14 protein-coding genes are annotated in these 14808 nt (G+C 62.3%); 8 read left to right on the plus strand and 6 right to left on the minus strand.

All coding sequences use genetic code 11. The annotated features are described in order from the left end of the window. The first annotated feature begins 10 nt into the window (after positions 1 to 10). The 8 genes from QVG21_RS03840 (at position 11) to QVG21_RS03875 (ending at position 10100) form a co-directional block, all read left to right on the plus strand. Positions 11 to 532 carry an FtsL-like putative cell division protein gene (locus QVG21_RS03840; RefSeq protein ID WP_251213964.1) on the plus strand — a complete coding sequence of 174 codons (522 nt, stop codon included), beginning with the start codon at positions 11 to 13 and terminating at the stop codon, positions 530 to 532. Continuing rightward, positions 532 to 2790: a PASTA domain-containing penicillin-binding protein gene (locus QVG21_RS03845; RefSeq protein WP_287922624.1), complete on the plus strand. Its 2259-nt coding sequence runs from the start codon at positions 532 to 534 to the stop codon at positions 2788 to 2790. Before QVG21_RS03840 ends, QVG21_RS03845 begins: the two co-directional genes overlap by 1 nt. A 3-nt stretch (positions 2791 to 2793) precedes the next feature. Further along, positions 2794 to 4254, plus strand: a complete 1461-nt coding sequence (locus QVG21_RS03850; RefSeq protein WP_287922428.1) for a UDP-N-acetylmuramoyl-L-alanyl-D-glutamate--2,6-diaminopimelate ligase — start codon at positions 2794 to 2796, stop codon at positions 4252 to 4254. 2 nt (positions 4255 to 4256) lie between these two features. Next, the gene (gene mraY / locus QVG21_RS03855; RefSeq protein WP_251213962.1) at positions 4257 to 5501 is read left to right on the plus strand and encodes a phospho-N-acetylmuramoyl-pentapeptide-transferase; all 1245 of its coding nucleotides are present in this window, start codon (positions 4257 to 4259) and stop codon (positions 5499 to 5501) included. 2 nt (positions 5502 to 5503) lie between these two features. Continuing rightward, on the plus strand, positions 5504 to 6856 hold the full coding sequence (murD, locus tag QVG21_RS03860) for a UDP-N-acetylmuramoyl-L-alanine--D-glutamate ligase (protein WP_287922430.1): 1353 nt from the start codon (positions 5504 to 5506) through the stop codon (positions 6854 to 6856). After that, positions 6853 to 8109: an FtsW/RodA/SpoVE family cell cycle protein gene (locus QVG21_RS03865; protein ID WP_287922432.1), complete on the plus strand. Its 1257-nt coding sequence runs from the start codon at positions 6853 to 6855 to the stop codon at positions 8107 to 8109. The genes murD and QVG21_RS03865 overlap by 4 nt, the downstream gene beginning before the upstream one ends. Positions 8110 to 8196: 87 nt before the next feature. Continuing rightward, positions 8197 to 8592: an RNA-binding S4 domain-containing protein gene (locus tag QVG21_RS03870; RefSeq protein WP_287922434.1), complete on the plus strand. Its 396-nt coding sequence runs from the start codon at positions 8197 to 8199 to the stop codon at positions 8590 to 8592. Between the two features lie 167 nt (positions 8593 to 8759). Then, positions 8760 to 10100, plus strand: a complete 1341-nt coding sequence (locus tag QVG21_RS03875; RefSeq protein WP_287922436.1) for an MATE family efflux transporter — start codon at positions 8760 to 8762, stop codon at positions 10098 to 10100. Positions 10101 to 10228: 128 nt separating this feature from the next. Here the strand turns inward: QVG21_RS03875 and pth are convergent, their stop codons facing one another. The 6 genes from pth to QVG21_RS03905 form a co-directional block, all read right to left on the minus strand. Next, a complete protein-coding gene (gene pth / locus QVG21_RS03880) occupies positions 10229 to 10792 on the minus strand; it encodes an aminoacyl-tRNA hydrolase (protein ID WP_287922438.1) in 564 nt (187 codons plus the stop codon). Positions 10793 to 10804: 12 nt separating this feature from the next. After that, a complete protein-coding gene (locus QVG21_RS03885) occupies positions 10805 to 11380 on the minus strand; it encodes a 50S ribosomal protein L25/general stress protein Ctc (protein WP_287922440.1) in 576 nt (191 codons plus the stop codon). A 254-nt stretch (positions 11381 to 11634) separates the two neighbouring features. After that, on the minus strand, positions 11635 to 12039 hold the full coding sequence (locus QVG21_RS03890) for a structural protein P5 (protein ID WP_287922442.1): 405 nt from the start codon (positions 12037 to 12039) through the stop codon (positions 11635 to 11637). Positions 12040 to 12055: 16 nt separating this feature from the next. Next, entirely contained in the window at positions 12056 to 12529 is a 474-nt protein-coding gene (locus tag QVG21_RS03895) for a DUF6712 family protein (RefSeq protein ID WP_287922444.1), read from the minus strand. Next, a complete protein-coding gene (locus tag QVG21_RS03900) occupies positions 12529 to 13755 on the minus strand; it encodes a phage portal protein (RefSeq protein WP_287922445.1) in 1227 nt (408 codons plus the stop codon). Before QVG21_RS03900 ends, QVG21_RS03895 begins: the two co-directional genes overlap by 1 nt. Positions 13756 to 13819: 64 nt before the next feature. Continuing rightward, a complete protein-coding gene (locus QVG21_RS03905; RefSeq protein ID WP_287922447.1) occupies positions 13820 to 14797 on the minus strand; it encodes a hypothetical protein in 978 nt (325 codons plus the stop codon). Positions 14798 to 14808 lie beyond the last annotated feature (11 nt).

The raw sequence follows: 14808 nt of genomic DNA on the forward strand, positions 1-14808 counted from the left end.
CCGAAACGATATGTTGCGCGATACGGAATTCGACCCGGTGAATCCGGAAGAGGAGGCCCGCCGCAGGCAGGACGAGGAGCTGGCCCGCAGGGTGCGGCGCGAGGTGCTGCGCATAGGCCGGGGCGAAGCCGACGAGGAAATCCGTGCCGACATGGAGCGGGAAGCCGCCGAGCGCGCCGAAGCCGAGGAGCGCGAAAACAAGGAGCGCCGCCGCAGGGCGAGCCTCGTGCGGCAGTTTTTCACGGGGACGATTCTGGTGCGCGAGGGCGTGTCGCGGTCGTATCCCTACATGCTTTGCATGGCAGTCATGTTGTTCGCCAGCATCTTCGTGATGTTCATGGCCCTGCGGCTCGACATGCGCCATACCGAACTCGAACGCGAGGTGCAGAAGCTGCGCGAACGCTCCATCAGGCTCGAAGAAGAGCGTTTCCGCACCACGACCCACTCGGCCATCGTCGAGCGGCTGCGCCAGCGCAACATACCCCTTTACGATCCGCCTGCGCCGGGCGAAACCATCGGCGGCGAAGAATGATGAAGGAAGAACCGTCCCGGATAAAAAGCGATATTCTGCTGCGTGTGAGGGTGCTCTATGTGCTTTTCATCGCGGCGGGGGCCATCGGGCTCGCACGGCTCGTGTGGGTGCAGATGTTCAGCGGCGAAGTGGCCTACAACGCCCGGCGGCTCGCGGGGCGCATCTTCACCGAGGTGACGGTGCCTGCGCAGCGCGGCAGCATCCTGGCCCGCAGCGGCGACCCGCTCGCCGCGTCGATTTTCCGTTACCAGGTGGCGTTCGACTTCGCTTCGCCGGGGCTCGATTCCCTGAAGACCTACCGCGAGCAGAGCGATTCGCTGGCCAAATTGCTGGCGGCCTTTTTCAAGGACCGCCCGGCGTCCGAATACCGGAAGCTTTTCCGCGAAGAGCATGCGCGGCGTTATCGGCTGGTGCGGCCGCGCGACACCCTCTACGCCCGTTCGGAGGGGTGGTTCGCACGGCTGACCGACCGCATGCGGGGCGAGGAGTTCATCCGCCACAAGGTCTACGACACCTTGCGCGACCATACGCCCGTCGAGATTTTCCCCCGCGACGTGGATTATTCGGAGTGGGAGACGCTCAAGACCTATCCGCTTCTGAACTGGAACATGGGGGTGGTCTACCGCCTTGTGGAGACGGCCGAGCGGATTTATCCGCAGGGCGAGCTGGCGCGCCGCACCATCGGCAAGAAGGGCGACCAGGGTAATTACGGCATCGAGGATTCCTACCATGCCGAGCTTTCGGGCCGCGACGGCAAGGCGAAGCGTCAGCGCATCGCGCGGGGTTTCTATGGGCGTGTCGCGGGCGAGCACGTGGAGCCGGAGGACGGCTTCGACGTGGTAACGACGCTCGACATCGAGTTGCAGGATGCTGCGGACAAGGCGCTGCGGCGGCAGCTCAAGGAACAGGGCGCCGAGTGGGGCACGACCATCGTGATGGAGACCCGCACGGGCGAAATCCTGGCACTGGCCAACCTGGGCCGGACTTCGGAGGGAACCTATGCCGAGCGCGAGAACTACGCGCTGAGCCGCAGTATGGAACCCGGGTCGACGTTCAAGCTGGCGTCGATGCTGCTGCTGCTGGACGACGCCGGGATGCCTGTGACGACGACTTACGATGTCAACGACGGCCGGCCCGTGACGGTGGGCCACGCCGACGACGTGTGCGATTCGCACCGCGGCGACCATGTCATCGGGTTCCGCCGGGCCGTGGCCGCGTCGTCGAACGTCTATTTCGCCCAGGCTATCTGGGACCGCTACGGCGCGACGGGCAAGAAACAGCAGTACAGCGACTACCTGCACAACCGGCTCGGGCTGGGACAGACCGTGGGGCTGGAGCGGCTGGGCGAACGGCCGCCGATGATTACGACCGACTGGAAGGTGCCCGACCCGGGCGTCATGCTGGTCAAGATGGCCTACGGATACCGCGTGCAAATGGCTCCCATACAGATGATTACGTTCTACAACGCCATTGCCAACGGCGGCCGGATGATTTCGCCCGTGCTGGTCAAGGAGCTGCGCCGCGGCGACCGGGTGGAGGAGCGTTTCGCGACGCAGACCCTGCGCCGTTCGGTCTGCACGGACCGGACCTTGCAGGAGGTGCGCCGCTGTTTGCAGGCCGTTTGCACCGACGGCACGGCCAAGGCCTTTTTCGGCGATACGACCCGGCTGAAGGTGGCGGCCAAGACGGGCACGGCCCAGATTACGGATGCCCGGCGTCTGTCGGACCGCTATTACTTGGGGTCGATGGTCGCCTTTTTCCCGGCCGACAATCCGCGCTATACGGTGCTGACCACTATCGAGACCAAGGCCCGGCCGGGCAAGGCCTACTACGGCGGTCCGCTGGCGGGTCCGGTGGTCAAGCGGCTGGTCGACTACATCTACAACCGGGGCAGCGGCCGCAGCCTGCAGGCCGCGGCCTCCGGACCGCGCCGCTATCCGCAGGAGGTGAAGGGGGGCGACATCGCGGAAATCCGCCATGTGGCCGAACACCTTTCGCCCCACGTGACCTCCGACGTCCGCAACGGCTGGGGCCGGCCGCGCGTCGACAGCCTGGCCACGGTGAGAATCCGCAGCTTCGGCGGCGAACGCACCCGCGTGCCCGACGTGCGGGGCATGGGGCTCAAGGATGCGCTGTTCCTGTTGGAGAATTGCGGGCTGAGCGTGCGTTTCTCGGGCCAGGGGGCCGTGGTGACGCAGAGTATCGCGCCGGGCACGCTGCTGGGCAACTACAAGACCATAGAGATAAGACTGCAATAAACGATGAAACTGTTTTCCGAATTGCTGGAAGAGACCCCCGTGCGCGAGGTGCACGGCGACGCCGGAATCGGAGCGCTGACCTACGATTCGCGCAGCGCAGGGCCGGGCAGCTGCTTCTTTGCGGTGGCGGGCACGCAATGCGACGGTCACGATTTTATCCCCGCGGCGGTCGCCCAAGGCGCTGCGGCGGTGGTTTGCGCCCGGTTGCCGGAGCGTCTCGCCGACGGAGTGGCCTATGCGGTGGTCGATGACCCTGCGGGGGCCATGGCCGACATGGCGGCGGCGTTCTACGGCCATCCGAGCCGCGAACTGAAGCTGGTGGGGGTGACGGGCACCAACGGCAAGACCACCACGGCCACGCTGCTCTACGACCTGGTGCGGGCGCTCGGCCACAAGGCAGGGCTGATTTCGACCGTGGTCTACAAAATCGACGAACGGACCGTCGAAGCGACCCACACGACCCCCGATACGATTCGCCTGAACGCCATGATGCGCGAGATGGTCGACGCCGGGTGCGAATACTGCTTCATGGAGTGTTCGTCCCACGCTATCGTGCAGGAACGGACCCGGGGGCTCCGTTTCGCGGGCGGGCTTTTCTCCAACATCACCCATGACCACCTCGACTACCACAAGACTTTCGCGGCCTACATCAAGGCCAAGCAGCGTTTCTTCGACGCCCTGCCTGCCGAAGCCTTTGCGCTGACCAACATCGACGACCGCAACGGCCGCATCATGGTGCAGAACACGGCTGCCAGGACAGCGACCTATTCGCTGCGTTCGATGGCCGATTTCCGGTGCAAAATCATCGAACAACACCTCGATGGCATGCTGCTCCGCATCGACGGCTGCGAGGTGTGGGCGGCGCTTCCGGGGCGGTTCAACGCCTACAACCTGCTGGCCGTTTACGGCGCGGCGCGGCTCCTGGGCTTCGAGCGCGACGAGGTGCTGCGCGTGCTGAGCGCACTGCATTCGGTGGCGGGCCGCTTCGAGGTAGTGCGGGCGGCCAACGGCACGACGGCGGTGGTGGACTATGCCCACACGCCCGACGCGCTGGAGAACGTCATCCGCACTATCGAGGAAATCCGCACGCCCTCCCAGCAGTTGATCGTCGTCTGCGGCTGCGGCGGCAACCGCGACCGGACCAAACGCCCCGAAATGGCGGCCATCGCGGTGAAATATGCCTCGACGGCGATTTTCACCTCGGACAACCCGCGCCACGAATCGCCCGAAGCCATTCTCGACGAAATGACGGCCGGGCTCGGCTCCGCGATGCGCTACCTGCGCATCGTCGACCGCGCCGAAGCCATCCGCACGGCGGTCATGCTCGCGCGCCCCGGCGACATCCTGCTCATTGCAGGCAAAGGCCACGAGGACTACCAGATTATCGGCGACACGAAGCACCATTTCGACGACCGGGAGCAGGTCCGCAAGGCGCTGGATATGTTGAATGAAAACTCAAAATAAGCATGTTTTACAGCCTATTCCGTTATCTTGACCGTATGCACAACATACCCGGCTCGGGTATGTTCCAGTACATTTCGTTCCGCTCGGCGGCGGCCATCATCCTGTCGCTGCTGATAGCCATTATCTTCGGCCGTTCGATCATCGACTTCCTGCGCCGCAAGCAAATCGGCGAGGAAATCCGCGACCTGGGACTGGAGGGCCAGCTCCAGAAGCGCGGTACGCCGACGATGGGCGGGGTCATCATCCTGCTGGCGATCCTGGTGCCGACGCTGCTGTTCGGACGGCTGGACAACATCTACATCCAGCTGCTGCTGGTTTCGACCGTGTGGCTGGGCCTTATCGGCGGGCTGGACGATTACATCAAGGTCTTCCGCCACCGCAAGGAGGGGCTCAAGGGCCGCTTCAAAATCGTGGGCCAGGTGGGCTTGGGCATCATCGTGGGCACGACCATGTGGCTGTCGCCCGACATCGTGGTGCGCGAAAAGGTAACCCAGCCCGTGGAGACGGTCTACGTCAACACCGACGGTTCGGTCGAACAGAGTATCCAGCAGCACCTGCTGCTCAGCTCCGAGAGCACCAAGACCACCAAAACGACCATCCCCTTCATCAAGAACAACGAGTTCGACTACGGCTGGATGACCGGGGGCCGCGACGTGGCTACGTGGATGCTCTACGTGTTGGTGGCCATTCTGGTCGTGACGGCCGTGTCGAACGGCGCGAACCTCACGGACGGGCTCGACGGGCTGGTGACCGGGGTTTCGGTGCCTATCGTGGTGGTGTTGGCGGTGCTGGCCTACCTTTCGGGCCATATCGTCTATGCCGACTATCTCAACATCATGTATATCCCCGACAGCGGCGAGCTGGTGGTCTTCGCGGCGGCGATGGTCGGTGCGCTGATGGGTTTTCTGTGGTACAATTCGTTCCCGGCGCAGATTTTCATGGGCGACACGGGTTCGCTCTCCATCGGCGGCATCATTGCGGTCTTCGCGCTGTGCATCCGCAAGGAGCTGCTGCTGCCGCTGCTGTGCGGAATCTTCCTCGTGGAGAGCTGTTCGGTGATGCTCCAGGTGAGCTATTTCAAGTATACGAAGCGTAAGTACGGCGAGGGGAGGCGCATCCTGCTCATGTCGCCCATCCACCACCACTACCAGATGAAAGGCCAGTTCGAGACCAAGATAGCCATCCGCTTCTGGATCATCTCGCTGCTGCTGGCCGCCATCACGCTGGTGACGCTGAAAATCAGATAGCAATGAAAAACATCGTCGTATTGGGCGGCGGAATCAGCGGCTACGGCTCGGCGATTCTTGCCAAAAAACAGGGGTTCGGGGTCTTTCTCTCCGACAGCGGCCGCATTGCCGAACGCTACCGGCAGAAGCTCGACGAATGGCAGGTACCCTACGAGGAGGGCGGCCACAGCGAGGAGCGCATCCTCGCCGCCACGGAGGTGGTCAAGTCGCCGGGCATCCCCGAGACGGCGCCCATCGTGCGGAAAATCCGCGAGGCGGGGATTCCCGTCGTCTCCGAAATCGAGTTCGCGGGCCGCTACATGGGGCGTGCGAAGTGCATCTGCATCACGGGCTCGAACGGCAAGACGACCACCACGTCGCTGATCTACAAGATTATGCGCGACGCCGGGCTGAACGTGGCGCTCGGCGGCAACATCGGCGAGAGTTTCGCCTATTCGGTGGCTACGGGCAGCTACGACTGGTATGTGCTGGAGCTCAGTTCGTTCCAGCTCGACGGCATGTATCGGTTCCGCGCCCACATCGGGGTGCTGATGAACATCACGCCCGACCACCTCGACCGCTACGACCATTGTTTCCAGAACTACGCCGATTCCAAGATGCGTATCACGCAGAACCAGACTTCGCGCGACTGGTTCGTCTATTCGGGCGACGACGAGGTCATCTGGCAGCAGCTTCCGAAATACGACCTGCGGGTGCGGCAGCTGCCTTTTGCGGCGCGTAACGCCGTGGCGAGCGGTGCCGGCGATGCGTTTCTGTGCGACGGCAAGTTCACGGCCACGGCAGGCAAGGCGTCGGTCGAAATCGACATGAACAAGATGCGGATTGCCGGGCTTCACAACGCCTACAACGCGATGGCCGCGGCGCTGGCGACCCTTGCCGCGGGGGTGGCTCCGGCCAAAATCCGCAAGGCGCTCTACGATTTCGCGCCTGTCGAACATCGGCTCGAACCCGTGGCCGAGAAGAACGGGGTGCTGTGGATCAACGATTCCAAGGCTACGAACGTCGATTCGGTGTGGTATGCGCTGGAGAGCATGAAACGGCCCGTGGTGTGGATTGCCGGGGGTACGGACAAGGGTAACGACTACGAGCCGCTCAAGCGGTTCGCCCGCGAAAAGGTCCATACGCTGGTCTGCATGGGGTTGGACAACGCCAAGCTGGTGGGCGAATTCTCCGGCGTGGTGCCCGAGGTGGTCTCCACCGGTTCGCTCGATGCGGCGATGAGGGCGGCCAAGGCTGCGGCCCGGCCCGGCGATGCGGTGCTGCTGTCGCCCGCCTGCGCGTCGTTCGACCTCTTCAAAAACTATGAAAACCGCGGCGAGCTCTTCAAGAAGTGGGTGCTGGAAAACTGCGAATGAAAAATTTCTCCGATACGGCCGAGGGACCCAAGTTCCGCCTTTTCACGGGCGACCGGGTGCTGTGGATCATCGTGGCGACGCTGGCGGTGATTTCGGTGCTGGTGGTCTATTCGTCGACCGCCAAGATGGCCTACGACGCCCATACGGCCCGCACGACGGCCCATTTTCTGCGGCAGCAGCTGTTCATCCTGGGCGGCTGCATGTTCGTCATGCTGGCCGTGCAGAAAATCAACAGCCGGATTTACCATTACCTGGCGGCTCCGGTCTATTATCTCTCGGTGCTGCTGACGCTGGGGGTCTATTTCTTCGGCGTGTCGGCCAACGGCGCGGCGCGCTGGATTCCCATCGGGTCGTTTCTGTTCCAGCCCTCGGAAGCGCTCAAGGTGGCGACGGTGCTTTTTCTCGCGCGGCAGCTGGCGGCGCGTCAGTCGAAGATAGACAAAATCCGCATCGTGCCCTCGTGGAAGTTCTGGACGTGGCGTTCCTCGCGCGAGCAGCGGCGCATCTGGCGCGACGGGACATGGCCCATCCTGGTGCCTATGCTGGTGTCGTGCCTGGTCATCTTCCCGGCCCATTTCTCGTCGGCGCTGTTGGTCTTCATGGCTTCGTGGGTCATGATGCTTATCGGCCGCGTGCGGTTCCGCGAGCTGATGAAACTGGTTGTCTGGGCGTTGGTGGTGGTGCTGCTGTCCATGCTGTTCAGCTGGGGCCGCGGTGCGACGGCCGAAGGGCGCTTTTCGACGTGGGCGAATCTGTGGACCCACACGCAGACCGAGAAACCCATCGAAGAACTGACCGATACCGAACGCTCGATGATTGCGATTCACAACGGCGGGATTCTCGGCGAGGGAGCCGGTCAGAGCGCCATGCGGGTCGAAATGATTCACCCGGAGAGCGACTATGCTTATGCCTTTTTCGTGGAGGAATACGGGCTGCTGCTGGCCGTGGCGGTGCTGATGCTCTACCTGTGGATTTTCTTCCGGGCCATCGAGATTTTCCGCCGTTGCGGCACGGCTTTTCCGGGGCTGCTGGTCTTGGGACTGGCGTTGCAGATAACGTGTCAGGCGCTGCTGCATATCATGGTCACGGTCAATCTGATTCCCGAAACGGGGCAGACGCTGCCGCTGATTTCGCGCGGCGGGTCGTCGGTGCTCTTCACCTCCATCGCCCTGGGGATGATTCTCAGCGTCAGCCGTCAGAACGAGGAGCAGTCGCACGACACGCCCAAGGGAGAAACATTGTACGGGAATTAAAAATTCATAATTCACAATTCATAATTGCTTGGTGAACGAATTGGTCGGTTCCGATTATGAATTGTGAATTCTAAATTGTGAATTGAAATGGCAGACGCTATCCGTTTGGACAAATATTTGTGGGCCGTGCGGGTTTTCAAGACCCGCAGCGATGCGGCCGACGCCATCCGCAACAACAAGGTCACGGTCGACGGGGCCTATGCCAAGCCCTCGCGCGAGGTGAAGATCGGCGACCGCATCGAAGTGCGGCGCCAGCAGGTGACCTATTCCTATAAGGTGCTCGACCTGGTTTCGAGCCGCCAGCCCGCCAAGAACGTGCCCGATTACTGCCTCAACATCACGCCGCAGGAGGAGCTCGACAAGCTCAACGTGCCGCGCGAAACCATCTTCGTCTTCCGCGACCGCGGCACCGGGCGTCCGACCAAGAAGGAGCGCCGCGACCTCGACGAGCTGATGGACGGGATTTATTACGACGAGGAGTAGCGTTTGGCCGGGCGGGAAATATTTGCTATCTTTGCACCGAAATAGAAAGGAGTTTTGTAATCCTCATCGGAGGGTCGCATACACGGCCGGATAAGATGACTGGGTAAAACCACGACGCTTGTCCGGCCTTTTTTGTGCCCGCCGGTGAATAACAGCAATTTCGGTTTATGGAAAGAGACGCATTGGACCTCGGGACGGAACATGTCGGCCGCCTGTTCCGCAAATTTTTCGTTCCCACGCTGCTGGGTATGCTCAGCATCTCGGCCGTCACGGTCGCCGACGGCATTTTTGTCGGCCATGGGGTCGGCAGCGACGGCATCGCCGCCATCAACATCTGCATTCCGCTGCTGATGATCTTCACAGGCTTCGGACTGATGGTCGGAGCCGGCTGTTCGGTCGTTGCGTCGATCCACCTTGCCCGGCAGCAGGTCAAGGCCGCACGCATCAACGTCACGCAGGCGTTTTTGTTCGTCACCTTTGTTACGTTGGTGTGTTCGGCCTCGATTCTTGGCTTCGTGCGTCCTGTCGCTGCGTGGCTCGGGTCGTCGGAGCGTCTGTTGCCCATGGTCGTCGATTATCTGTGGGGTTTCGTTCCGGCACTGGTTCCTCAGATGTGGGTTGCCGTGGGATTGTTCGTCGTGCGTCTGGACGGCGCACCCCGTCTGGCCATGTGGTGCAGCGTCGTTTCGGCATTGGTCAACGTCGTGCTCGACTGGTTCTTCGTCTTTCCGTTGGGATGGGGCGTCTTCGGAGCGGCGCTTGCTTCGACCCTGGCCGTAGCCATAGGAGGTATAATCGTTGGGGTTTATCTTTTCCGTCGGGCTCGGACATTGCGGTTTTATCCTCTCAAATCCAGCCGGAAGAGTCTGCGTCTTACCTTGCGTAACATTGGTTACCAGTGCCGCATCGGGGCGTCGGCCATGTTGGGCGAGGCGACGATGGCCGTGCTGATGTTCACCGGCAATCTGGTCTTCATGCACTACTTGGGCGACGACGGTGTGGGGGCGTTCGGCATAGCCTGCTACTATGCGCCGTTCGTTTTCATGATAGGCAATGCCGTGGCCCAGTCGGCCCAGCCGATCGTCAGCTTCAACTTCGGAGCCGCCCGTCTTGACCGGGTTGCCGCGGTACAGCGTGTCGCCCTTGCCACGGCTGTTTTTTGCGGCGGAGCGGTCGCGCTGGCTTTCGTGGGGTGTCCGCAGCTGTTGGTCGGGCTGTTTCTGCCGTTGGAGACGGCGGCGGCCCGGCTCGCCGTCGAGGGGTTTCCGCTCTTCGCCGCCGGATTCGTCTGCTTCGTCGTCAACCTCGCCGCCATCGGTTATTACCAAAGTCTCGAACGGGTGCGTCCGGCAACGTTTTTCGCTCTTTTGCGCGGATGCGTGTTTCTTGTGCCGAGTTTCGTGTTGCTGCCCCGGTGGTTCGGGGTCGCGGGTATTTGGTTGGCCATGCCTTTGTCGGAGGGGCTCACCCTGCTGGCGCTCGGGGCCTATTGGCGGCGGAGAAGTTGAGAATGGAGTTTTCTTTGAGCGGCACGTATGGAAAAACCCGCTGCGTGAGTGTTTGCGTCATGCAGCGGGTTTTCAGTAGATGGCGGATTCCCGCCGGTACGGTACCGCAGGGGCTTGTTGCCGTTCGTCTATTTCTTATTGAAGAAGTTCATCGTCCGTTCGATGCCCACCGTGGCGAACGACAGGATTGCGTCGCCGAAGACCTTGAGCCGTTCGGGCAGCGTTTCGCGTTCCTCGGGCGTCCATTCGCCCAGCACGTAGTCGACCTGGTGGCCGCGCGGGAAATCGCCGCCTACGCCGAACCGCATCCGTGCGAAATCCTCGCTGCCCAGCAGCTCGGCGATGTTCTTCAGCCCGTTGTGGCCGCCGGCGCTTCCCCGCTGCCGGATGCGCAGCGTCCCGAACGGCAGCGCAATGTCGTCCGAGATGACCAGCAGGTTTTCGCGCGGAATCTTCTCGGCGTCGAGCCAGTAGCGCACTGCCTTGCCCGACAGATTCATGTAGGTCGAGGGCTTGAGCAGCACCAGGGTGCGGCCCTTGTGCTTCAGTTCGGCCACGTCGCCGTAGCGGGCCGTGGTAAAAAGCGTGTTGGACGCTCCGGCGAGAGCGTCCAACACTTTGAAACCGATGTTGTGGCGGGTGTCGGCATATTCGGCGCCGATGTTGCCCAGCCCAACAATAAGGTATTTCATGCCTCAGCGCGGTTATTTGCCTTCGGCAGCCGCGGCACCGCGCGAAGCACGGGTTACGCGCACGGCGCAGACGGCCGTGGTGGCCGGCGTGATGAACTTGAGATTTTCGTACTGCAGGTCGCCCACGAAGATGGTCTTGCCCACACCCAGCGGCGTCACGTCGACAACGATTTCGTCGGGCAGGTTCTCCATCAGCGCGCTGACGGTCAGCTTGCGGGCCGAGAGGGCCAGCTTACCGCCGACCTTCACACCCTCGGCGTTACCGGTCAGACGCACCGGAATGGCGATCGACACGGGCTTGCCGTCGGCGATGCGGTAGAAATCGAGGTGCAGAATCTCCTCGCGGACGGGGTGGAACTGAGCCTCGCGCAGCACGGCCTTTTCGGTCTTGCCGTCGAAGTCGAATTCGACGATGTAGGAGTTGGGGGTGTAGATCAGGGGTTTGATGTCGCGGGGGTCGACCGAGAACGACACGGTCTCGCCGTTACCGCACAATACGCAGGGAATCAGCCCCTCGCGACGCACCGCCTTGGCGGCCTTCTTGCCGAAATCGGCACGCTTCGCAGCTTTTACAGCAATGGTTTTCATTGGTTTTTGAATGTTTTGATGTTACCACCGGCGGTTCTCAACGCGGCCTCGCGGACCGCATCCCATTTCCGCCTGTTTGCGGGGCAAAGATACGAAGAAAATATTCATAATTCAAAATTCACAATTCATAATTGGCGAATCCTTGTAGAGTGGTTATTTTGAGGGTCTCAACTTAGGCGGATTGTAGTTGTTCGTGTGCGGAAATTCTTTTTGTTAGCTGTGTCCGGTTGGTTCCGCTAACTATGAATTGTGAATTATGAATCGGCAAACAGCTCCCACCCTTTTTCGACGTCGTGCATGTCGGCGGCCGTGCCGTTCTCGACGAACGAAATGGCTGCCGCAATGGGAATCATGGTGCGACGGTCGCGGGTGTCGAGCGGCCGGTCGGCAGGGATTCCGCTTCGGCGGGAGACGGTGCGGATGTAAAGTTCGGTTTTGTTTTCCGTGGGCGGGGCCCAGCGGGCGATCATTGCGGCGATGGTGCGCAGTCCGTGGCGTGTGCGGTAGGTGTGGAGCAGCACGAAAATCGCCCGGTAGCCCCATGCCATGGTCTCGAATTGTTTGAACGCCGGGTCGCGCGAGGGTCGGACCTCGCCTTTGTAGCGGCCATTCGACTGGCGGATGTTGCCGGGATTGCGGTTGTTCAGACCTCTTGCCATAAGTTAAGATTGTTTTTTAGCGGAGCAGTACGATGCCGCCGCAGACGGAGCTGCGGGCGGCAGGGTTGGCGCCGGGTTCGTATTCGGGAAAGAGGGCCGGGCGTTCGTCGAGGTAGGCGACGGCACGGTCGAGCAGGGTGCGGGCTTGCAGGAGCAGATGCCGCCGCAGTTTGCGCCGGGCTTCTTCGTCGGCAGGTTTTCCGTAGGCGGATTCGGGGGTCATCGTGCCGTTGCGGTCGGTTCTCACGTCGAGCCGGGGTTGCAGCAGGGCGCGGGTGTAGAAGGCCGTGGGGGCTGCGAGATACTCGCTGCGGAAGTCGGAGTAGCCCCCGATCAGCAGTTTTTCGTGGAGCCTGCGGCCGATGGCCGGGACGATCCAGCGGGCTTCGGCGGCGGCGATGTCGGCAGCGGCGACGGTCGAGGGCGGGAGGGTTTCGCCGTCGCCGAACGCCGTTGCGAGCACCTGCGCCGGAGTTATCAGTGTCTTCATTATTCGATGCTTCGGATGTTGTACTTCGTGATTTCCGACAGAAAGGCCTGCTGGCGCTCGTCGTCGGGGTCGTAGTCCAGGCCGTCGGCCTTGCGCGCTTCCCAGACCTTCATGTAGATGGGTTTGGAGCGCGTGGGCGGGCGGTTGACGATTTGCAGCGACGAGGCGTCGAGCCCCGCCACCGTGCGGAGCGCTTCGCGGATGGGTTCCATCAGTTCGGCCTGCTCGCCGAGAATCACCGTGTTGAGCGCCACTTCGTATTCGTGGAGGATGCGTTCGGCGCTGAAGCCTCCGGCGTAGTCGAGCCCGCTCAGGGTCCGGAACCAAGAGTGGGCCACCACGATGTCGCCGACGGCCTGTGCGTGGAGCGCCTGCCAGTCGCCCTCGTTCTGCGAGGAGATGGGGATGAACTGCGAATGGTCCTTTTCGTCGCCGCCGTCGCGGATGACGAACATGACCTGCCCGGGGTTGCCGGCGAACTTCTCCTCGGCCAGCCGCGTGATGCGTTCGGCTTCGGCTTCGTTGTCGACCGCCGAATCGAGCAGCAGGACGCCCGAGAGCTGGAACGAGTTGTCCAGGCGCGAAATGTTCCAGCGGTCGGTCTTGTAGGCGATGGCCGAGGCTCCGAATCCGGCTATGTAGGGCGGCACGCCGTAGTGTGTGTACATGGGTTCGTAGTCCTTGTAGTGGATCAGCGACCGCACGGTGCCATCGGCCTGCTCCTCGAATGCGGGGTAGAGGGGCAGCGTCTGCGCTTCGCCGGGTTTGAAGGCCGCCCAGTCGTGGTGCAGGAGGATGTGCCGTTCGTCGCGGGCGATGCGGCAGCGGGTGGCGTCCTGGTGGTAGAGTGCCAGAAAGGAGTGCTGCGCGTCGGTCACCGCTTCCAGAAAGGCGTTGCCGAAAAGCGCCTTGTCGAAAGCCAGTTTGTTGAGCACCTGCCGCAGGCTTTCGCCCAGCGGATTGACACGGTCGGCGAACGCCCGGAGCCGGGGCTGCGCCGTCTCGTCGCAGACGAAGCCTTTGCCCGAAATGTAGTCGGCCTTGTCGTTGATGATGCGGCGGTGGGTGGTCGAGCGGCGGGCCATCAGCGCCAGCGCGCTGGGGAAAAGATTGTCGTCGCCCCAGCGCCAGAACTTGTCGCTGCGGACCGTCGCTGCGCCAAGCGTGGCGTAGGGGTCGGTGCGGGCGGTGACGCCGAGGGCGATTTTGGGGTTTTTGCGTTCCATGGCAGGGGTGTTTTGGGGAGAAAGCGCCCGCAGAAGCGCTTTACGGTCTCTGCGGGCGCGGCGTTTATTCGCGGTAGGCATAGGCGAGCAGGGTTTCGTCGAGCACGTCGCAGCCGGCCATGAAGAGGGCGCGCTGGCGGTTTTCCATTTCGTCGGGGTTGTACCACATGCGGACTTCGTTGCCCGGGAAGTCGGCCGTGTTGACCGCCAGCACCAGGTTGCGGCGGTCGGTCAGCAGGCAGAACGACTGGTGGAACGAGGTCTCCGGGAGGTAGTTGCCCAGCCGCACGTCGACAACCGGGATGCCGTGGTAGGCGAGGGTCTGGCGCCCGTTCATCGAGTCGATGTAGGCCGCGTCGGTGCCTTTGGCGTCGAGGTACTTCTCGTAGAGGAAATAGAGGTCCGAGGTGACGAAGAGCGCAAGTTGCCCTTCGGCCTTACCGTCTTGCAGGCGTGTGTCGGCGTTTTTCCATAGGGCGTCGAAAATCTCGATGACGCCGTCGGGTGCGTTGAGGCTCGCCTGCTGGTAGGGCAGGGTGTAGAACGATTCGGCAACCATGCAGTCGTTGACGGTCTTGAGGAACCCATCGAAAGTGTTGTAGCCTTTCGTCGCTTCGATGTCGCCCACCCACATGGTGGCGCGGATGCTCTCGGCGACGGCTTGCCGGAACAGTTCGGTCTCGGCCTGTTCGAGTTGGGTGCCCGTCAGGTCGTCCATGTTGACGTCGGGGCCCGTGGCGATTTTCTCGTAGACCAGCGAGAAGTAGTCGGAGGCCGAGAAGCCCAGTTCGGCCTTGACGCGGTTCAGAGAGATGGTCTTCTGGTATTTGGTGGCGGCGGCGCCCCCGGTCCAGCCTTTCCCGGTGTGTTTCTGAAGGATGTTGAGCCGTCCGTCCCAAAGTTGGACGGTGGTGGGGACGGGCATGTTGTAGAGCACCCGCACGCCCAGTTCCTGGGCCGAGGGCCCGGTCAGAAAGGGTCGGAAGAAGATGGTGTCGAGATCGGCACCAGTGTACTGTTTGGCGTTTTCCAAGAAACTCATGGCTTGTTGTA

It is taken from the genome of Alistipes sp. UBA6068, from assembly GCF_949428155.1.
GTDB classification, from domain to species: domain Bacteria; phylum Bacteroidota; class Bacteroidia; order Bacteroidales; family Rikenellaceae; genus Alistipes; species Alistipes muris.